General features: G+C 59.8%; 5 protein-coding genes. 4 read left to right on the forward strand and 1 reads right to left on the reverse strand.

What is annotated here, in order from left to right; all coding sequences use genetic code 11:
- Positions 1-122 precede the first annotated feature (122 nt).
- Positions 123-800, reverse strand: coding sequence for an SDR family oxidoreductase (locus ED901_RS16880; protein WP_122096594.1), 678 nt, complete (start codon positions 798-800; stop codon positions 123-125).
- Positions 801-1,209: 409 nt separating this feature from the next.
- Between ED901_RS16880 and ED901_RS16885 the strand changes: the two genes are divergently transcribed.
- The 4 genes from ED901_RS16885 (at position 1,210) to ED901_RS16900 (ending at position 23,200) form a co-directional block, all read left to right on the forward strand.
- Complete coding sequence (locus ED901_RS16885; protein ID WP_240993953.1) at positions 1,210-2,229, forward strand: hypothetical protein; 1,020 nt, start codon at positions 1,210-1,212, stop codon at positions 2,227-2,229.
- A gap of 208 nt (positions 2,230-2,437) precedes the next feature.
- A complete protein-coding gene (locus ED901_RS16890; RefSeq protein WP_056772644.1) occupies positions 2,438-3,208 on the forward strand; it encodes a DUF3750 domain-containing protein in 771 nt (256 codons plus the stop codon).
- Between the two features lie 550 nt (positions 3,209-3,758).
- Positions 3,759-5,117 carry a TolC family outer membrane protein gene (locus ED901_RS16895; RefSeq protein WP_082465701.1) on the forward strand — a complete coding sequence of 453 codons (1,359 nt, stop codon included), beginning with the start codon at positions 3,759-3,761 and terminating at the stop codon, positions 5,115-5,117.
- Positions 5,118-5,203: 86 nt separating this feature from the next.
- On the forward strand, positions 5,204-23,200 hold the full coding sequence (locus ED901_RS16900; protein ID WP_122096595.1) for an Ig-like domain-containing protein: 17,997 nt from the start codon (positions 5,204-5,206) through the stop codon (positions 23,198-23,200).
- Positions 23,201-23,271: the final 71 nt, after the last annotated feature.

The following is a 23,271-nucleotide window of genomic DNA, read 5'->3' on the forward strand; positions in this document are numbered from 1 at the left end:
CTTCAACCCGCAGAGTGAACAACGTTGTCGTACGCGGTCTGGCGGTGCTGCCTGCGGATTGCCACCATGCAAAACGGCCTCCGCAGAGGCCGTTATTTAGCGTTTTAAACAGGTGTGAACCTTTACCAGCGCAGTTCGCGGCCGGAATATTCCACAAAATGATGGCCGCCTTTGCCGCGCCATTTTTCGAATACATCAGCAATGCCGTTGGTGCTTTCAGAGATGGTCAGCGTGGCATTTTCGCCACCCATGTCAGTCTGCACCCAGCCCGGATGCACGGACAACAGCGTCTGACCCTGCTTGTCGGTTTCTTCTTTCAGCGGACGCGTCAGCATATTCAAAGCCGCTTTGCTGGCGGAATACAGCGGGTAGGTGGCGACGTCGTTTTCATTCAGGCTTGCCAGTTCAGACGTCATCAGCGCGATGACACCGGTTTTCGCTTTCAGCAAAGGCAGCAATTCTGTTGCGCAGCGCACCGGGGAAAACGTGTTGGTCATAAACAGCCTGACGATCTCTTCATCATCTGCCTGATTGACGTCCTGATGATCCGGGCCGAATGCCCCTGCGTTAACAAAAATCAGGTCGAACGTGCTGTCTGAAAGCGCATCTTTCACCGCCTTGCGTTCATCAGCTTTATTGATGTCCAGCTTCAGCCACTCTGCAGAGGACGGACTGCCGGCAGGAACCGCATCACGCGTCGTCGCGGTGACCTGCCAGCCGCGTTCTGCCAGAACATTTACCACGCCTAAACCGATACCGCGCGAGGCGCCAATGATCAATGCTTTCTGAGAATTAGTCATATTCATCCTTTATGTTCAATGGGTTATATCAGATATTCGTTTTCAGCCTTTCGTCATGTTACCGGCAGTATGCGGCAGAGCCCGCGGGGCGGCAATGGCTCGCTGTCCCATTTTCCCGGTGTGCGGTTGACGTCTTCACGTTTTACGCACCGGCCGGTTTTATAAAATAATTAAAATAGTTTCATTGCGAACAGGTAATGATTTTTAATGAGTTTTTGACGAATTTGACTTAAACGGACGTTGAATTCGCGGTGCGACAGAGGCAATTTCCCGTTTTATGGCTAATCTTATTTAAGCTGCTGTCAGGTTTATATATTTAATATGGCCTTATGCGGTGGTTCTCAGGAGTTTAACGTACCTTATTTGCTTTTTTTTAATGAAAAGTATGGTAACCAATGGAGATATCAAAATGATTGAAAACCCTAACCCTGCACCAGGGCATTACAATAATACGCTGGTTGAACCGGTAAATTCTGTTCCCCTTAAACGTATTTCATGGAGTGCGGTATTCGCGGGTGTCATTATTTCAATGGTGGTTTATCTGCTGTTGTCCATATTAGGTACCGCGGTCGGAGCCAGTACCATTGATCCGCTGAAAGAACAAAATCCGCTGGACGGTCTGGGTATGGGCGCGGCCATCTGGACCGGTGCCAGTATGTTGATCTCCATCGCGGCCGGTGCTTACGCCAGCGGCCGTCTGGCCCAGCGCGAAGGGGCGCTGCATGGTCTGTTAATGTTTGGCGTCAATACGCTGATTTGCGCCTGGTTCCTGCTGGTGGTGGTGAATAATGCCATGAGCGGTGCGATGAGCGTGGTGGGTTCCGGGTTGCAAACGTTAGGCAGCGGAATATCCGCCGCCGCGCCGCCGGTGACTCAGATGGTAAAAGATAAACTGGGCGAGAATAATATTAACCTCGACAGTTTACAGAATGAACTTGAAACCACGTTGCGTCAGACGGGTAAACCGGAATTACAGCCGGAGAACTTGCAAAATAAAGCGGAAGGTGAAGTCAATAATGCACAGGCGCAGGCCGATGACACCGCGAACCATCCGCAAACTGCCGACACTGATTTGACCAACTTTATTAAGGGCCTTATTTCCCGTAATGAAGCGACATTCCAGGCCGCTGACCGCGAAGCGCTGAAAAATATCATCAAAGCGCGTACCGGTAAAAGCGATCAGGAAGTGGATCAGATTGTCAGCCAGGCTGAGAAAACCTATCAGCAGGCGCGGGCAAAATACGAAGAACTGAAACAGCAGGCGGAGCAGAAAGCCCGTGAAGCTGGCGAGAAAGCCGCTGCCGCCACGGCGAAAGCCAGCTGGTTCGCCTTCTTTATGTTAATCGTTGAAGCCGTACTGGCCGGTGCGATGGGCATGTTGGGTCGCCGCACTCAGCCTGAGCCGGTGTTTACACATCAGCGTCATTAACGGCTAAGTCAGTTGTCATTTATACCCGGAGGGAGATAGCGATATCTCCCTCTTTTTTATGTGCAGATTTACCCCGCGCCGCCGCGCATCCCGCAACATTTCCGTGCTCCCTCCCGCCTGAACGCCCGCAAATGCCATGCGTTATTGCCACCCTCCGGCGCAGTGCGTAATGTGGAGGTTTCGAACAATTCTCTCAGGTGAAAAAAGCATGATCACCCTTAAATGGTTTAGCCTCGTCTTTGTCTGTGTTTTGCTGCTGTCATTTGGATACAGCTATGCCAAAGCGACCCAGACCAAAGAAGAACCCGTGCAAAACTGGTCAACGGCACGCCGTGATTCCGCCGGGATTGCACCAGACCCGGTTAAGCTCAAAGACACCGCGATTGTGCAGATTTACGTTGCACCCACTTACGGATGGCGCGGGCTGGTCGCCGTCCACCCGTGGATTATTTTCAAACGTGAAGGGGAAACCGCCTTTACCCGTTACGACGTGGTCAGCTGGGGCAGCGACAACGTCGTTCGCCGCAACTACGCCATACCTGACGGCTACTGGTTTGGTTCAAGGCCGAGAAAGCTGGTCGATCACCGGGGCGCGTCAGCGCAGGCGCTGATCCCGCAGATTGAAGCGGCCATCAAAAATTACCCTTATCCGCATACCTATCACGCCTGGCCGGGCCCGAACAGTAATACCTTTATGGCGCATATTGGCCGTGAAGTGCCGGATCTCAAGCTAGATATGCCGTCGAATGCGATCGGTAAAGACTATCGCGGCATCACCAATCCGATCGGTTTACCGCCGTCGGGGCGTGGCGTTCAGGTATCGGTGCTGGGGCTTCTCGGCGTCACGATGGGCGTGGAAGAAGGCGTGGAGGTCAATGTGTTAGGGCTAAATCTCGGCATTGATATTAAGTCTCCGGCGCTGCGTTTACCCTTCATCGGGCGTGTAGGTTTTGATAATCCCGGCAATGCCGAACTCTGAGCAGATACCCCCTTCAACACATCAGTTTCATTAAACAATTCCGCCGTTTTTTATTCTGCTGATTTTTCACCTTTGCCTGAAGTGATTCAGGCAAAACACCCTAAGGAATTATTCAGAATAATCGTTCGCTTTTCTCTCATTTCACCCTCCTGCCACGCTGTATAAGACAAATTCTGGTGATTTTCTTTGTAAGGATTTCGCAAATATTCCTAGGATTTGCCTGACTTTTGTAAAGCTTTTCCGACGATTGTGAACGAATCCCCTGATTTCAGTGTGCTTTTTGTCACTTCACGACAACTTTTTGTGAGAAAAATAACACCCTGATATCACAGGCAAATTCATTCATCTGATGAATGCAAAACTTAGGATTTTTCGCACCGCGTGAATGTGTCCTCCGATTGTTTCAGAGCGTTCCGACGGTTTTCAGCCACTATTTCTGAGTGAGGAACATTGCAATAATGATGCCGTAAGTGAAAAGGAAGAGATGTTTCGGAAACAGTGCGACAGCGGCACGAGGATGTTTCCGACAGGATACCGACAGGAGCGTCAGATGAAAAAAATGCTTAAGAGTGTCGTAACAAAGTGCAGCGTGCTCACTCTGTTTCTGACGCTGCCGTTTATCACACAGGCCGCCGTTTCAGAAACAGCGCCACAGTGGGCCACTGCGCCGTCGATGAAAGGCATGGATTCGGTGGATCTGAAAACCGCCATTTTGCAGGCGTTTTCACGCAGCCCGTCCGTTACCCAGCAGGCGTATCAGATGGGGATTGGTCAGGCGCAAATCCGCGAAGCGCAAAGTGCGTGGTATCCGCAAATCGGGCTGACCGCCAATACCGGTAACTCGACGCAGCAGGACTCCTTCAACAGTCTGAACAATGCGGCGGCTTACGGCCTGACGCTCTCACAGCTGGTTTACGATTTCGGCAAAACCAACGCCAGTATTCACCAGCAAAAATCTGCCCAGGAAAGCTATCGCTACAAACTGCTGGCGACACTGTCTGACGTCGCCGAACAAACGGCAACGGCGTATCTCGATGTGCTGAAATATCAGGATCTGACCCAGGCGGTGCAGGATAATATTAATGCGCTCGAAGAAGTCCGGCGAATGTCTTCTTTGCGCGCCGATGCCGGATTAAGTACCCGATCGGATGTGTTGCAGGCGCAATCACGTATTTCCGGGATGCGTTCAACACTGAAACAATATCAGGCGAGCTTATCTGCGGCGAAAGCCCAATTAGCGTCGCTGACCGGCGTGAAAGCAAATCATTACCTGCCCGTGTCCGGTGTGAATTTAGATCCGCCGGTCATGCCGGATAATATTAATTATTCGCGGGTGCCGTCCGTGTTATATGCGCAGGCGCAACAAGAATCCGCCTCATTTGAAGTGAATAAAGCCAAGTCTGATTATTTACCGACCCTGAGTTTACAGGCCAGTCGAACCCGTTACGAAACAACCAATAATCCTTACTGGAATAATCAGATCCAGCTGCACGTGAATGCTCCGCTCTACCAGGGAGGCGCGGTTTCCGCCCGCGTCAGCCAGGCGGAAGGGCATAAAAACATTGCCGCCACGCTGGTCGATCAGGCCAAGCTGGATGTACTGCAAAAAGCCTCTGTGGCTTATGCCAACTGGGCTGGCGCACAAGGGCAGTTGCAGGCCAGTGCGGATCAGTTGCAGGATTCAGTCCGCTCGCGTGATGTGTATAAAAACGAATATAAGCTCAATCAACGCACCCTGAATGACTTACTCAGCGTGGAACAGGATGTATTCCAGGCGCAGTTTTCACAGGTCAGCGCCCGATACGACAGCTGGTATTCGCAAATAAATTACGCCACGGCGATGAATGATTTATTGCCACAACTCGGTATTAACCAGGGCGTGAGTCAGTCACTGCCTGATTTAAAGTAACCTGCAGTTCCGACAGAAAAACAATGCCAGGTTAATGGCGTTGTAATAACACCTATTGGGTATATAAAAGGAATGGACACAATATCATGAGCAAAACCATGGATATTATCTCTCGTAAAACGTCATTGAAAAATGTTTTCACCGCAGAAGGAAATACATCCGTCGCGATGAATGAATCCGGTGTGGTCGTTATTCATGACGCAGTGAAAAATGTCGCCAGCTATGAACGCAGCGGCAATGATCTGATTATTCATATGCAGGATGGTTCGGTTATTCGCTGTGTAGGATATTTCGAGAATATAGGTGATAAAGACGAGAATAAACTGGTCTTTCAGGATGAAAATCAGCAGATGACCGAGGTGAATTTCACCGACGCCACTGCCCCTCATGATACGCCGGTATTTACCCTCACCGCGGCGGAAACCCCGCTGGCGGACATGAGCAGCTTAATGCTCAGCACGGCAGAAGTGACCGTGGAATGGCCGTACCTGCTGGCCGGTGTGCTGGGCGCGGGCGCGGCGGGCGCGTTGCTGGGTCACAGCGGCGGCACCGACGAAAAAACCAGGGTCATCGATAACACCAAAGATGTCGAAGTGGCACAGCCGACGTTCCTCGTGACCGACACGCAGGGCGACAGCCAGGGCATTCTGGCGAATCAGGCGGTGACCGACGACACGCGTCCGACATTCACCGGCACCGGGTATCCGGGGGCGGATATCGCCATTGTGGATGCCAGCGGTAACATCATTGCCACCACCGTGGTTGACGCAAACGGGCAGTGGACCGCTCAACTGGCCGCGCAGTCTGCCGGTTCGCATACCTACATGGTGGTACAGGAAAGCAACGGTTCCACCACCAGCGCAGGCTCCATCACCCTGACCATTGTCACGGCCAAAGCCTCCCTGAGCATCGACACCATGGCGGGCGATAACGTGCTCAACGCTGCCGAAGCAGGCAGCGACGTTACGCTTTCCGGTAAAAGCGAAAACCTGGCGGCGGGCACCACCGTGACCGTTTCACTCAACGGCTCAAGCTGGCAGACCACCGTGGGCGCAGACGGCTCCTGGTCCGTGCAGGTGCCGGCGGCAGACGCACAGGCTCTGGCTGACGGCGTTCACACCGTGCAGGTCAGCGGCGTGGATCGCGCCGGTAACAACATCACTTCCGCCTCAACGCTGACAGTGGATACGCACCCTCCGTCGCTGACCATCGGCACGCTGGCGGGCGATGACATTCTTAATGCGGCGGAAGCGGGCAGCGACCTGATCCTCAGCGGCACCTCCGATGCCGGTGCCGGTCAGACCGTCACTCTGAACCTGAACGGCCAGACCTACACCACGACCGTTGGCGCAGACGGCAACTGGTCCGTGAGCGTTCCGGCCGCGCAGGCAGGCGCACTGGCGAACGGCAACGTTACCCTCAGCGCCAGCGTCAGTGATGCGGCGGGCAACAGCACTTCCACCACGCATGATTTCCGCGTAGACACCACCGTGCCGGTCGTCACCATCGATACCATCGCCGGTGACAACATCCTCAACAGCGCGGAGCAAATGCAGGCGCACATCGTCAGCGGCAGCAGCACCGGCGGGGAAGCGGGCGACACCGTCACGCTGATCATCAACGGCCAGACCTACACCACAACGCTGGCGGCGGATGGCTCATGGAGCATCGGTTTACCGGCGTCCGTGTTCAGTTCGCTGGCAGACGGCAGCCACGATGTCAGCGTCAGCATCACCGACAAAGCAGGCAATACCGGCAGCCAGACCTCTACCCTCGTACTGTCTTCCGATTTGCCGGAACTGACCATCGATACCGTCGCGATTGAAAACGTGATCAACGCCGAAGCCAAAGGCGCAGCGCTGGCCGTCACCGGCACCAGCAGCAGCCCGGATGGCACCTCCGTCACCCTGACGCTCAACGGTGTGGATTACACCACCCGCGTCAGCGGCGGCCAATGGTCAGTCAGCATTCCGGCGTCCGATGTGGCGAAACTCGGCGAAGCCCATTACACCCTGACCGTCGTCAGCACCGACGCGGCCGGAAACACCGGCAGCGCATCGCATCAGGTGCAGGTGGATTCCGTGTTACCGCAGGTCACGGTGAACGTCACCGCGGGCGATGACATCATCAACGCCACAGAAATCACCGCTGACCAGATCCTCAGCGGGAAAGTCACCCATGCGGCGGCGGGCGATACCGTGCTCGTCACCTTGGGCGGCCACACTTATCAGACCACCGTCGCAGACGACCTGAGCTGGAGCGTCAGCGTGCCAGCGGCAGACTGGCAGGCGCTTGGCGACGGAAATCTTACCGTCAGCGCGTCAGTGACCAACCAGCACGGCAACACCGGCAACGGCGAGCGCGAAATCATCATCGACGCCAGTCTGCCGGGCTTGCGCATAGATACCGTTGCGGGCGATGACATCGTCAACAGCATCGAAATCCAGCAAAACCAGATCATCAGCGGCACCAGCACCGGCATTGCCGAAGGCAGCACGGTGATCGTGACGGTCAACGGCGTGGAGTATCGGGCGAATGTGAGTGCCAGCGGCAGCTGGTCAGCGGCCATTCCGGCGGCAGACGTGGCGAACTGGCCAGCGGGCGAGCTGAACATCAGCGTGACCGGCTCCAGCACGTCGGGCAACAGCGTCAGCATTGCCAACAACATCACCGTTGATCTCAGCAGCGTGGCGATTGCCATCGACACCATCGCGCTGGACAACATCCTCAATGCCGCGGAAAAAGCGGCAGATGTCACGCTGAGCGGCACCACACAAAATGTCGAAGCCGGTCAGCAGGTGACGGTGAATTTCGCGGGCGGCACCTATCAGACGACGGTGCAGGCGGACGGCAGCTGGAGCGTCACCGTTGCGGCGGCGGACATCAGAAATCTGAAAGACGGCGACACCAACGTGAGCGTCAGCGTGACAAACGTCGCGGGCAATAACGCCAGCGCGGCGCAGGAACTGACGGTAGACACCGCCGCGCCAACGCTGAGCCTTAACGTGATCGCCGGTGACAACGTGCTGAACAGCGCCGAAGCGGGCGCGGACGTGGTTGTGAGCGGGACGACAACCGCCGAACCCGGTCAGCAGGTGACGGTTACCCTTAACGGCAAAACCTACACCGCGGACGTCGCGGCCGACGGCACCTGGCGCACCACGGTGCCGACGGCAGACGCGGGGGCGATCACCGACGGCACTTACACCGTCAGCGCCAGCGTCAGCGATATCGCCGGTAACACCACCGGCGCGAACGGCTCGCTGCTGGTGGACGTGACCGCGCCAACGCTGACCATCAATACTGTGGCTGCCGACGACGTGATCAACGCGCAGGAGCATCAGCAAAACCTGATGATCACCGGCGGCAGCACCGGCGTGCCTGCGGGCGGGCTGGTCACGGTTGAAATTGACGGCCACAGTTACACCGCTGCGGTTGATGCGTCGGGCAACTGGAGCGCCGGCGTTCCGGCCTCTGTGGTCAGCACCCTGAACGATACCGGCTACACCATCACTGCCAGCGCGAAAGACTCGGCGGGCAATCCGGGTTCCGTCACGCACGGCGTCACGGTAGATAACGTTTCTCCGGTACTGACCATCAACACCGTGGCCTCCGACGACGTGATCAACGCCATCGAAAAAGGCGAAGCCCTCACCGTCAGCGGCACCAGCGACGGTGCGGACGGATCAACCGTCACCCTGACCCTCAACGGCAAAGCGTACAGCACCCAGGTCAGCGGCGGCGTCTGGGCGCTGGACGTTCCTGCGGGCGACGTGGCAAACCTCGGCGAAGCGAACTACACCCTCAATGCCTCCAGCACCGACGCGGCGGGCAACACCGGCAGCACCACGCACAACGTGCTGGTCGATACCTCGCTGCCATCCGTGATCATCAATTCGGTGGCGGGCGATGACGTGATCAACGCCGCCGAAGCAGCGGCAGACCAGACCCTGAGCGGCCGCGTCACCAACGCGGCAGAGGGTGACATAGTCACTATCACCCTCGGCGGCAAAACCTACGAAGCCAACGTGCAGGCAGATCTGAGCTGGAGCGTCAGCGTGCCATCGGCTGACCTGCAAGGGTTCGGCGACGGTGACCTGACCGTCAGCGCCAGCGTGACCAACCAGCACGGCAACACCGGCTCGAATGAGCGTGATATCGCCATCGACGCCAACCTGCCGGGCCTGCGTCTGGATACCGTGGCCGGTGACGATATCGTCAACAGCATTGAAACCCAGCAAAACCAGATCATCAGCGGCACCAGTACCGATCTCGAACCGAACAGCACTGTGACGGTGACCGTGAACGGCGTGGAATATTCTGCCAGCGTGAAGGCCAACGGCAACTGGTCCGCGGCCATTCCGGCAGCGGACGTGGCGAACTGGCCTGCGGGCCCGCTGGCCATCACCGTCAGCGGCGCGGACGCCTCCGGTAACCCGGTGACCATTACGCAAAACATCACCGTTGATCTGAGCAGCGTGGCGATCACCGTCGATACCATTGCGGCTGACGACATCATCAACGCGGCGGAAAAGGCGGCAGACCTGACGTTGAGCGGCAAGACGCAAAACGTTGAAGCCGGTCGCGACGTGACCGTCAACTTTGCCGGTCACATTTACACGGCCAAAGTGGGCGACGACGGCAACTGGAGCGTCACCGTTCCGGCAGCGGACATGGCGGCGCTGAAAGACGGCGACGCCACGGCGACCGTCAGCGTAACTAATGCGGCAGGTAATAGCGCCAGCGCGGCGAATACCGCAGAAGTGGACACCTCTGCGCCAACGCTGACCATCGACACCCTCGCCGGTGACAACGTGCTGAACAGCGCGGAAGCGGGCGCAGACGTGGTATTGAGCGGGACGACAACCGCCGAAGCCGGTCAGCAGGTGACGATTACCCTTAACGGCAAAACCTACACCGCCGACGTCGCGGCAGACGGCACCTGGAACACCACGGTGCCGGCGGCAGACGCGGGGGCGATCACTGACGGCACTTACACCGTCAGCGCCAGCGTCAGCGATATCGCCGGTAACACCACCGGCGCGACCGGCTCGCTGCTGGTGGACGTGACCGCGCCAACCCTGACTATCAATACCGTGGCAGCCGACGACGTGATCAACGCGCAGGAGCATCAGCAAAACCTGATGATCACCGGCGGCAGCACCGGCGTGCCTGCGGGCGGGCTGGTCACTGTTGAGATCGACGGCCACAGCTACACCGCTGCGGTGGATGCGTCGGGCAACTGGAGCGTCGGCGTTCCGGCGTCTGTTGTCAGCACCCTGAACGATACCGGCTACACCATTACTGCCAGCGCGAAAGACGCGGCGGGCAATCCGGGTTCCGTCACGCACGGTGTCACGGTGGATACCGCTGCACCGGTGCTGACCATCAACACCGTCGCCTCTGATGACGTGATCAACGCCATCGAAAAAGGCGAAGCGCTGACCGTCAGCGGCACCAGCGACGGCGCGGACGGTTCAACCGTCACCCTGACTCTCAACGGCAAAGCGTACAGCACCCAGGTCAGCGGCGGCGTCTGGACGCTCGACGTTCCGGCAACTGATGTCGCAAACCTCGGCGAAGCGAACTACACGCTGAACGCCTCCAGCACCGACGCGGCGGGCAACACCGGCAGCGCCACGCACAATGTGCTTGTCGATACCTCGCTGCCATCCGTGATCATCAACGCGGTGGCGGGCGACGACGTGATCAACGCCGCCGAAGTGGCGGCAGACCAGACCCTGAGCGGCCGCGTCACCAATGCGGCAGAGGGTGACACTGTCACCATTACGCTCGGCGGCAAGACCTACGAAGCCAACGTGCAGGCCGATCTGAGCTGGAGCGTCAGCGTGCCATCGGCTGACCTGCAAGGGTTCGGCGACGGTGACCTGACCCTCAGCGCCAGCGTGACCAACCAGCATGGAAATACCGGCAACGGCGAGCGCGATATCGCCATCGACGCCAACCTGCCGGGCCTGCGTCTGGATACCGTGGCCGGTGACGACATCGTCAACAGCATCGAAATCCAGCAAAACCAGATCATCAGCGGCACCAGCACCGATCTCGAACCGAACAGCACTGTGACGGTGACCGTGAACGGCGTGGATTATTCCGCCAGCGTGAAGGCCAACGGCAGCTGGTCGGCGGCAATCCCTGCCTCGGACGTGGCGAACTGGCCTGCGGGCGAGCTTGCCATCACCGTCAGCGGCGCGGACGCCTCCGGCAATCCGGTGAGCATTACGCAAAACATCACCGTTGATCTGAGCAGCGTGGCGATCAGCGTCGATACCATCGCGGTGGATGACATCATCAACGCGGCGGAGAAAGCGGCAGACCTGACCCTGAGCGGCACCACGCAAAACGTTGAAGCCGGTCGCGACGTGACCGTTAACTTTGCCGGTCACATTTACACGGCCAAAGTGGCCGACGACGGCAGCTGGAGCGTGAATGTTCCGGCAGCGGACATGGCTGCGCTGAAAGACGGCGACGCCACGGCCACCGTCAGCGTGACCAACGCGGCAGGTAACAGCGCCAGTGCGGCGAATACCGCAGAAGTGGATGCTTCCGCGCCGGTGGTGACCATTAATACCGTCACCAGCAGCGACGTGCTGACCGCCGTTTCGGGCAATGCAGACGTCACGCTGACCGGCACCAGCACCGCTGAAACCGGGCAGACCGTCACCATTACGCTCGGCGGCAATACCTATCTTGCGCAGGTTGCCGCAGACGGCACCTGGACCACCACCGTACCGGGCACTGTGTTCTCCGGCCTGGGCGATGGCAGCTACACCATCAACGCCTCGGTCAGCGATATCGCGGGCAATCCGGCATCGGCAACAGGCACCGCGCAGGTAGATCTCACCGCGCCGGTCGTGACCATCAACACCGTCGCGGGCGATAACGTCATTAACAGCAGCGAACATGCGCAGGCGCAGGTGATCAGCGGCACCGTCTCCGGCGTGGAGGCGGGCAGCGTTGTTATCGTCACCATCAATAACGTCGATTACCGTACGGTCAGCGACGCCAGCGGCAACTGGAGCGTCGGCGTTGCGGCGGACGTGATCAGCGGTCTGAACGACGGCAGCTACACCATCACCGCACAGGCGACGGACGTGGCCGGGAACACGGGTTCTGCAAACCGCGATGTGACCGTCGAAACGACCGCGCCGGTATTTACCATCAATGACATGGCCGGTGGCGACAACATCCTTAATGCCACCGAAGCGCTCACCACCCTGACCATCACCGGTACGGTGTCCGGTCTGGCGGATGGCACCCAGGTTATCGTCACGCTTAACGGTCTGGACTATCAGGGCACCGTGACCAACGGCGCGTGGAGTGCGGACGTTCCGGCGAGCGATCTGGCGAACCTCGGACAGGCGTTGTATCAGGTGAGCGTGCGTGGCACCGACGAGTACGGCAACAGCGGTTCAGTCAGCAAAGGGCTGCAAACCTCTTCTGACAGCCCGGCCGTGACCATCAACGTGGTGGCCGGTGATGACGTGATCAACGCCAGCGAAGTGACCGCCGATCAGGTGATCAGCGGCACCGTGCTCCATGCGGAAGCGGGGCAACAGGTGGTGGTCACCGTGGGCGGCAAGACGTATCACGCCGAGGTACAAAATGACCTGACCTGGAGCCTGACCGTTCCGGCTGCCGATCTCGCGGCAATGGGCGACGGCGCGCTGACGGTTTCCGCAACGGTGACCAATCTCAGCGGCAACACCGGTTCCGGTGAGCGTGATATTGCCATCGATGCGGCGATCCCCGGTTTACGCATTGATACCATTGCCGGTGACGACATCGTCAACAGCATTGAAATTAACCAGAACCAGATCATCAGCGGCACCAGCACCGGTATCGCCGAAGGCAGCACGGTGATCGTGACGGTCAACGGCGTGGAGTATCGGGCGAATGTGAACGCCAGCGGCAGCTGGTCAGCGGCCGTTCCGGCGGCAGACGTGGCGAACTGGCCTGCGGGCGAGCTGACGGTTTCCGTCAGCGGCACCAGCTCAGCCGGAAACAATGTCACCATTTCTGACGACATCACGGTGGATCTGACCGGTGTGGCGATCGCCATCGACACCGTCACCACCGACAACATCCTCAACGCGGCGGAAAAAGCGGCAGATCTGACCCTGAACGGCACAACGCAAAACGTTGAAGCCGGTCAGAATGTCACGGTGATTTTCGCCGGTCATACCTACACCGCCAAAGTGGCCGACGACGGCAGCTGGAGCGTGACCGTTCCGGCGGCAGACATGGCGGCGCTGAAAGACGGCGACGCTACCGTTTCCGTGAGCGTCACCAATCTGGCAGGCAACAGCGCCAGCGCGGCGAATACTGTGGAAGTAGACACCGCCGCGCCAACGCTGACCATCGACACCCTCGCCGGTGACAACGTACTGAACAGCGCCGAAGCGGGCGCAGACGTGGTAGTGAGCGGGACGACAAACGCCGAAGCCGGTCAGCAGGTGACGATTACCCTTAACGGTAAAACTTACACCGCCGACGTGGCGGCAGACGGCACCTGGCGCACCACGGTGCCGGCGGCAGACGCGGGGGCGATCACTGACGGCACTTATACCGTCAGCGCCAGCGTCAGCGATATCGCCGGTAACACCACCGGCGCAACCGGCTCGCTGCTGGTGGACGTGACTGCGCCAACGCTGACTATCAATACCGTGGCCGCCGACGACGTGATCAACGCGCAGGAGCATCAGCAAAACCTGATGATCACCGGCGGCAGCACCGGCGTGCCTGCGGGCGGGCTGGTCACGGTTGAGATCGACGGCCACAGCTACACCGCCGCGGTGGATGCGAACGGCAACTGGAGCGTCGGCGTTCCGGCCTCTGTGGTCAGTTCCCTGAACGATACCGGCTACACCATTACTGCCAGCGCACAAGACGCGGCGGGCAATCCGGGTTCCGTCACGCACGACGTCACGGTAGATACCGTTCCTCCGGTACTGACCATCAACACCGTGGCCTCTGATGACGTGATCAACGCCATTGAAAAAGGTGAGGCCCTCACCGTCAGCGGCACCAGCGACGGCGCGGACGGTTCAACCGTCACCCTGACCCTCAACGGCAAAGCGTACAGCACCCAGGTCAGCGGCGGCGTCTGGACGTTGGACGTTCCGGCAACTGATGTCGCAAACCTCGGCGAAGCGAACTACACGCTGAACGCCTCCAGCACCGACGCGGCGGGCAACACCGGCAGCGCCACGCACAATGTGCTTGTCGATACCTCGCTGCCATCCGTCACCATCAATGCGGTGGCGGGCGACGATATCATCAACGCCGCCGAAGCGGCGGCAGACCAGACCCTGAGCGGCCGCGTCACCAACGCGGCAGAGGGTGACACTGTCACCATTACGCTCGGCGGCAAAACGTATGAAGCCAACGTGCAGGCCGATCTGAGCTGGAGCATCAGCGTGCCATCCGCTGACCTGCAAGGGTTCGGCGACGGCGGCCTGACCGTCAGCGCCAGCGTGACCAACCAGCACGGCAACACCGGGTCGAATGAGCGCGATATCGCCATCGACGCCAATTTGCCGGGCCTGCGTCTGGATACCGTGGCCGGTGACGACATCGTCAACAGCATCGAAATTACCCAAAACCAGATCATCAGCGGCACCAGTACCGATCTCGAACCGAACAGCAATGTGACGGTGACCGTGAACGGCGTGGATTATTCTGCCAGCGTGAAGGCCAACGGCAGCTGGTCGGCGGCCATTCCGGCAGCGGACGTGGCGAACTGGCCTGCGGGCCCGCTGGCCATCACCGTCAGCGGCGCGGACGCCTCCGGCAATCCGGTGAGCATTACGCAAAACATCACCGTTGATCTGAGCAGCGTGGCGATCACCGTCGATACCATCGCGGTTGATGACATCATCAACGCGGCAGAGAAAGCCGCAGACCTGACGCTGAGCGGCACCACGCAAAACGTCGAGGCCGGTCGCGACGTGACCGTTAACTTTGCCGGTCACATTTACACGGCCAAAGTGGGCGACGACGGCAGCTGGAGCGTGACCGTTCCGGCAGCGGACATGGCTGCGCTGAAAGACGGCGACGCCACGGCCACCGTCAGCGTGACCAACGCGGCAGGCAACAGTGCGAGCGCGGCGAATACCGCAGAAGTGGATGCTTCCGCGCCAACGCTGACCATCAACACTCTCGCCGGAGACAACGTGCTCAACAGCGCCGAAGCGGGCGCAGACGTGGTGCTGAGCGGGACGACAAACGCCGAAGCCGGTCAGCAGGTGACGATTACCCTTAACGGCAAAACCTACACCGCGGAAGTCGCGGCAGACGGCACCTGGCGCACCACGGTGCCGGCGGCAGACGCGGGGGCGATCACCGACGGTACCTACACCGTCAGCGCCAGCGTCAGCGATATCGCCGGTAACACCACCGGCGCAACCGGCTCGCTGCTGGTGGACGTGACCGCGCCGGTGGTGACCATCAACACTATCGCCGGTGACGATGTCATCAACCTCAGCGAACACGCTCAGGCGCAGGTGATCAGCGGCGGCAGCACCGGCACGGTCAGCGGTAACACCGTGACAGTGGTGATTGACGGCAACACCTACACCACCGTGGTGGATGCCAGCGGTAACTGGAGCGTCGGCGTACCGGCCAGCGTGATCAGCGGCATTTCTGACGGCACTTATACCGTCAGCGTCAGCATCACCGACAGCGCAGGCAACACCGGTTCTCAGACCCATGATGTCACCGTCGACACCGGCCTGCCGGGCCTGAGCATTGATGCGATTTCGCAGGACAACGTGCTGAATGCCATTGAAAAAGGTGAAGACCTGACAATTTCCGGCACCGGCACCAACCTGAGCGAAGGCACGCAGGTTACCGTGACGCTGAACGGCGTGACTTATACCGCGCAGATTGCGGCGGGCGTCTGGAGCCTGACGGTTCCGGCCAGCGCACTGGCGGCACTGGGCGAAGCGAACTACAGCGTGACCGCCAGCGCCAACAGCGATATCGGCAACAACATCACCGAAAGCGCTAACCTGCTTGTCGATACCTCGCTGCCATCCGTGATCATCAATGCGGTGGCGGGCGACGACGTGATCAACGCTGCCGAAGCGGCGGCAGACCAGACCCTGAGCGGCCGCGTCACCAACGCGGCAGAGGGTGACACTGTCACCATTACGCTCGGCGGCAAAACGTATGAAGCTAAAGTCCAGGCAGATCTGAGCTGGAGCGTCAGCGTGCCATCGGCTGACCTGCAAGGGTTCGGCGACGGCGACCTGACCGTCAGCGCCAGCGTGACCAACCAGCACGGCAACACCGGCAACGGCGAGCGCGATATCGCCATCGACGCCAATCTGCCGGGCCTGCGTCTGGATACCGTGGCCGGTGACGACATCGTCAACAGTATTGAAATTAACCAAAACCAGATCATCAGCGGCACCAGCACCGATCTGGAACCGAACAGCACTGTGACGGTGACCGTGAACGGCGTGGATTATTCAGCCAGCGTGAAGGCCAACGGCAGCTGGTCGGCGGCCATTCCGGCGGCGGACGTGGCGAACTGGCCTGCGGGCCCGCTGGCGATCACCGTCAGCGGCGCGGACGCTTCCGGTAACCCGGTGACCATCACGCAAAACATCACCGTTGATCTGAGCAGCGTGGCGATCACCGTCGATACCATTGCGGTGGACGACATCATCAACGCCGCGGAAAAAGCGGCAGACCTGACCCTGAGCGGCACGACGCAAAACGTCGAGGCCGGTCGCGACGTGACCGTTAACTTTGCCGGTCACATTTACACGGCCAAAGTGGCCGGCGACGGCAGCTGGAGCGTGAACGTTCCGGCAGCGGACATGGCTGCGCTGAAAGACGGCGACGCCACGGCGACTGTCAGCGTGACTAATGCGGCGGGCAACAGCGCCAGCGCGGCGAATACCGCAGAAGTGGATGCTTCCGCGCCAACGCTGAGCCTTAACGTGATCGCCGGTGACAACGTGCTCAACAGCGCCGAAGCGGGCGCAGACGTGGTCGTGAGCGGGACGACAAACGCCGAAGCCGGTCAGCAGGTGACGATTACCCTTAACGGTAAAACCTACACCGCCGACGTGGCGGCAGACGGCACCTGGAACACCACGGTGCCGGCGGCGGACGCGGGGGCGATCACTGACGGCACTTACACCGTCAGCGCCAGCGTCAGCGATATCGCCGGTAACAGCACCCGCACCGACAGCGCCCTGCTGGTGGATGTCACTGCGCCGGTGGTCACCGTCAACACCGTCGCCGGTGATGATGTGCTGAACACCGCAGAACATGCGCAGGCGCAGGTGATCACCGGTGGCAGCACCGGGACGCAGGCGGGCAATCTGGTGACGCTGGTGATTGACGGCAACACCTACACCACCGTAGTGGATGCCAGCGGCAACTGGAGCGTTGGCGTACCGGCGAGCGTGATCAGCGCGCTGGCCTCCGGCGAAACGACCTTCACGGTGAGCATCACCGACAGCGCGGGCAACACCGGCAGCACCGGCCATCTGATCACCGTCAATACCGATGCGGTCAGCCTGAGCATCGATGCGATTGCGCAGGACGACATCATCAATGCGGCGGAGCACGGCAACAGCCTGACGCTTTCCGGCAGCAGTGAAAAACTGATTTCCGGCACAGAAGTCGCCGTTGTGCTGAACGGCAAAACCTACACCGCACAGGTGGATGTCAACGGTGACTGGACGCTGAGCGTTCCGGCGACCGATGTCGCCAGCCTGACGGACGGTAACTACACCGTGACCGCCAGCGCCCGCGATACGGCGGGTAATCCGGCCAGCGCCAGCCATGACGTGCTGGTGGATACCACCGCACCGGCGCTGTTGATCAACCCGATCACCACCGACGGCATGCTGAACGCGGCAGAACTGGGACAGCCATTAACCCTGAGCGGCACCTCCACGGCGCAGGCTGGTCAGACGGTGAGCGTGACGCTCAACAGTGTCACGTATACCGCGCGGGTTAACGCCGACGGCACCTGGTCGGTGCAGGTTCCGCAGGACGACGTGGCAGCCTTGCAGGACGGCACCCTGACGGTCAACGCCAGCACCACGGACGTGGCGGGCAACCCGGCCTCGGCGAGCGCGTCAGTGATTGTCGATACCCTTGCGCCGACGCTGACCATCAGCACCATTGCCGGTGATGACATCATCAACACCACCGAGCAGCAGGCGGGTCAGACCATCAGCGGCACCACGTCGGCAGAAGCCGGTCAGACGGTGACCGTGACCTTCAACAACCGCGAATACCACGGCACCGTCACCGCAGAAGGGACGTGGAGCGTGAATGTGCCTGCGGCAGATTTCAACGGTGTGGCCGACGGCAGTTATACCGTCAGCGCGTCCGTGACGGATGTGGCGGGGAACCCGGCAGCGGCGGATTCTTCTGTCAGCCTCAGCGGTGTGGTGCCTGAAGTCACCATCAACACCTTCGCGCAGGACGACGTGATCAGCGCGGCGGAACACGCCGGGCCGCTGGCGATTACCGGGACCTCAACGGCACCGGCAGGTTCCATCGTGACGGTAACGCTGAACGGCCAGAGCTACACCACGCAGGTCGGCAACGACCAGAACTGGACGCTGAACCTCAGCGCCAATGCGGTGAATGCGCTGGCGGATGGCGAGAATTACACCATCACCGCGTCGGTCACCAACAGCATCGGCAACGTCGGTGCGGCCAGTCACGACATTGCAGTTGATACCACTGCGCCATCGATGACCATCACCCTGGATTCGATCAGCGATGACACCGGCCGCAGCAACAGCGATTTCGTGACCAGCGATAACACCATCACGCTTAACGGCACGCTGTCTGCGGCATTGGGCAACAACGAATTCGCGCAAATCAGCCTGGATGGCGGGGTGACCTGGACTGACTTAACCGTGACCGGCACGACCTGGCGCTATGCGCAGGGGAGCGCGCTGGCGGATGGCAGTTACACCTATAACGTGCGGGTGATTGATGCGGCAGGCAACGTCGGTTCGACGGCGGCGCAGACCGTGGTGATTGATACCCTGGCACCGGACGCCAGCCAGACCATCAGTATCGATGCGATTTCGCAGGATACCGGCCTGAGCAACAGCGACTTTATCACCAGCGACACCACCATTAACCTGCGCGGCACGCTCGGCGCGGCGCTGGGGGCGGATGAGTATGCCCAAATCAGCCTCGACGGTGGCACTACCTGGCAAGACGTCAGCATCAGCGGCCTGACCTGGACCTACATCGATGGCCGTACGCTGACCGACGGGGATTACAACTACCAGATGCGCGTGGTCGATCTGGCCGGGAACGTCGGCGCGACCGCCAGCCAGGTGGTCACCATCGATACCACGGCACCGGACAGCAGCAAAACCGTCAGTATTGATGCAATAAGTCCGGATACCGGTCTGAGCAGCACCGACTTTGTGACCAGCAGCACCGCGCTGACCGTCACCGGTAAGCTCGGCGCGGCGCTGGCTGCCGACGAGTTCGTGCAGGTCAGTCTCGATGGCGGTGTGACCTGGTCGAACGCGACCACCATCGGCACCGGCTGGACATTTGTGGATGGCCGCACGCTGACGGACGGTGATTACACCTATAACGTCCGCGTGGTGGACACGGCGGGTAACGTCGGCAGCGTGACCTCGAAAGTGGTTACCGTTGATACCGTTGCGCCGGACAGCACTAAAACCGTGACCATCGACAGCATCAGCACGGACACCGGTATTTCAGACAGCGACTTCGTGACCAGCGATACCTCGCTGACGGTCACCGGTTCGATTGGCGCGGAACTTGGCGCAGGCGAAGTGGTGCAAATCAGTGTTGATAACGGCGCGACCTGGACCACCGTGACGCTACAGGGCAGCACCTGGCGCTACGTGGATGGCCGCACGCTGACCGACGGCCAGACGCTGTATCAGGTTCGCGTGGTGGATCAGGCCGGTAACGTCGGCCAGACCGCGCAGCAGGTGGTGACCATTGACACCACCGCGCCGACGCAACTCATCACCATTAGCGCGATCAGCACTGACACCGGCGATTCCGCCAGTGACTTTATTACCAGCGACAATACCCTGACGTTCACGGGAAGACTTAGCGCAACGCTGGCGACCGACGAAAGGGCGCAAATCAGCCTCGACGGCGGCAACACCTGGACGGATGTGATCGTTAACGGCCAGTCATGGAGCTATGACGCCACCGGCACCGTGCTGACCGACGGCAATCATAACGTGCAGGTCCGGGTTATCGATCAGGCAGGCAACATCGGCACGATCGGCAGCCAGACCGTGGTCATCGACACGCTGAACCCGGAAGCGGTCGCGACCATCGTTCAGTATTCGGATGACGAAGGCGACCGTCAGGGATCCTTCGGTTCCGGCACTTACACCGATGAAACCGCACCGACGCTGAGCGGCACGCTGAGCAAGGCGCTGGCCGATGGCGAAGTGCTGAAAATCTACCGCAACGGCGTGTTTGTTGGCGTCGCGACGGTGGTCGGTCTGGCCTGGACCTTCTCGGATTCGGCGCTGGCTGACGGCACCTATGTTTACGTCGCGACTTCGCAGGATCTGGCGGGGAACACCACGTCATCCACCGATTTTACATTGACCGTGGATACGTCAATTCCGACCACCATTGCCACCGTGACAGCGGAATCTACGCAGGACACCACGCCGATCATCAGCGGGACCTTGTCCGAAGCGCTGGGCGAAGGCATGTATGTGCAGGTGGTGGTCAACGGCGTGACCTACACGTCGGAAGCTGGCGGTGCCGTGGTCGTCGATCCGCTCAATAACACCTGGTATTTGCAGGTGCCGGGCGCTCTGGGGCTGGCAAGTTATGACGTGACCGCGCAGGTAAGAAGCAGCGCCGGTAACGGTAACGATGCGGGCATCAGCACCAGCGCGATCATCGTGTATGCCGAAACCGCCGTGGACACCAGCTGGGCCACCACCGCAGGGGCGACAACCACCAACGCGATGGCGTTCAGCGTGAACGCTAACGGTTTGTGGAACATTGTCACCGGTATCTCCGATTACACCAGTACCGACCTGAACAGCTATACCGGCACCACGCTGACCAACTCCCGCGGCAACATTGTGGTGAGTTATACGCTGGCGGATACCGACCGTAACGGCACGTCAGACATTTATGCGACGGAAACCAACTACGGCGGCAGCATCCAGGGCAAATGGACGGCGAACCCGGACGGCACTTACACCTACGGCCAGCAGGCTGTCGGCACGCTGATCTGGTATGGCGGCGTGATTGCTTACGACAAAACCGGCGATGGCTGGGTGGATCTGGCCTACGGCGATGCGGGCGGCGACTCCCGTACGTATCTGGTCAATAACAACGGCGTACTTTCCGCGGACGGTACCAACGGCGCGGCAGGGCTGGCGGGGGTGACATACCGTGAAATCTCCGGCGTGGATATCAACAACGACGGTACCGTGGACATCGTTCAGCACACCAACCGCAACGGCGCGTATGCGCTGACGGTGGTGAGCAACAACGGAACCGGCACGCTGACAGAAACCCAAAATATCGCCAACGTCTTTGTGCCGAATGCGGCCAACACCACCACGGCGGTGTCGATGACCTGGGCGGACTTCAACGGCGACGGCCTGATGGATTTGTACATTTCCTCCGGTCTGAACCCGAACGGCACATACAACTATGGCGGCGCGATTTATTACAACAGCGGGCAGGGCACCCTGCTGACCACGCCAACGGCGGTGGGCGCGGCGACGACGAATGCGGCGTCAGCCGGGTATCTCTCCGCCGCCGTGGACTGGGACGGTGACGGTGATATGGACATCATCAAGTTCAGCACCTACTCCGGCAGCCAGACCGCCACGCTGTTCATGAATGACGGCACCGGTAACAACTGGAGCAGCAACACGCTGGCCACCGCACTGGTCAACGTCACGGGGATTGCCACCCTCGATTACGACTGGAACGGAACACAGGATCTGCTGGTGTCGCAGGCTAACGGCAAAGTGGTGTACATCGCCAACAACAGCACCATTGCCGACGGCACGGCGATCCACCTGCGCATTCTCGACGGCGAAGGGATGAACGTGTTCTACGGCAATACCGTACAGCTGTACAACTCAGCCGGTGAACTGGTGGCCTCGCAGATCATCAACGCCCAGTCAGGTATCGGGATTAACGATGCCTCGGCGCTGGTGAATTTCTACGGGCTGGATCCGAATGAAACCTATTCGGCGGTGCTGGTGCGCAACATCAACGGCGTGTCGTCCAATGCTACCTGGACTGACCTGACCGCAGGCGATGGCACCAGCAGCTACTCGGTAACGGCGGATGCCGCCACCGGCGGACAAAGCGGCACCCTTACCGGCACCGGCTACAACGATACGTTTATCGCGGAAAGCGGCACCTATATCTACAACGGTTCCGGCGGCTGGAGCACCACGTCAGACCATGCGACATGGAGCGCCACCGGGGGTCAGGATATCGTCGATTACCGCAATGCCACCAGCGGAGTCACCGTGGATCTGAGCAACACCAATGCCCAGAACACCGGGTTCAACACGTCAACCTTCAAAGATATCGAAGGCATTGCCGGGTCGAACTTTGACGATGTGTTCACCGGCAGCGCGGGCGATAACGTGTTCGAAGGGCGCGGCGGCAACGACACCTTCAACCTGGGCAACGGCGGGCACGACACGCTGCTGTACAAGTTGCTCGACAGTGCTGACGCCACCGGCGGTAACGGTGCCGATACCATCAACGGCTTTACGGTCGGCACATGGGAAGGCACGGCGAACACCGACCGACTTGATCTGAGCGATCTGTTGCAGTCGAGCGGTTACACCGGTACGGCAGATGCCAGCTACGTCAACGGCGTCGCCACCCTGGGCGCTGGCGTCGGCAATCTGGCGGAGTACCTGAGCGTCAGCACCGAAGGGAATGACACCGTCATTAAGGTCGATCTGGATGGCAGCGGCACAGCGCAGTCGATGACCACCATCGCCACGCTGACCAACGTTCACACCGATCTGGCGACGCTGCTGGCGAACCATCAGTTAGTGGTTGGCTAACGGCAACCGGAAAGCGGCGGGGCAGAGGGATGATCCTCTGCTCCGCTTCTCCCGCTCAATATTCATGTTCT

The sequence above is a fragment of the Rahnella sp. Larv3_ips genome, assembly GCF_003697865.1.
Taxonomy (GTDB): domain Bacteria; phylum Pseudomonadota; class Gammaproteobacteria; order Enterobacterales; family Enterobacteriaceae; genus Rahnella; species Rahnella rivi.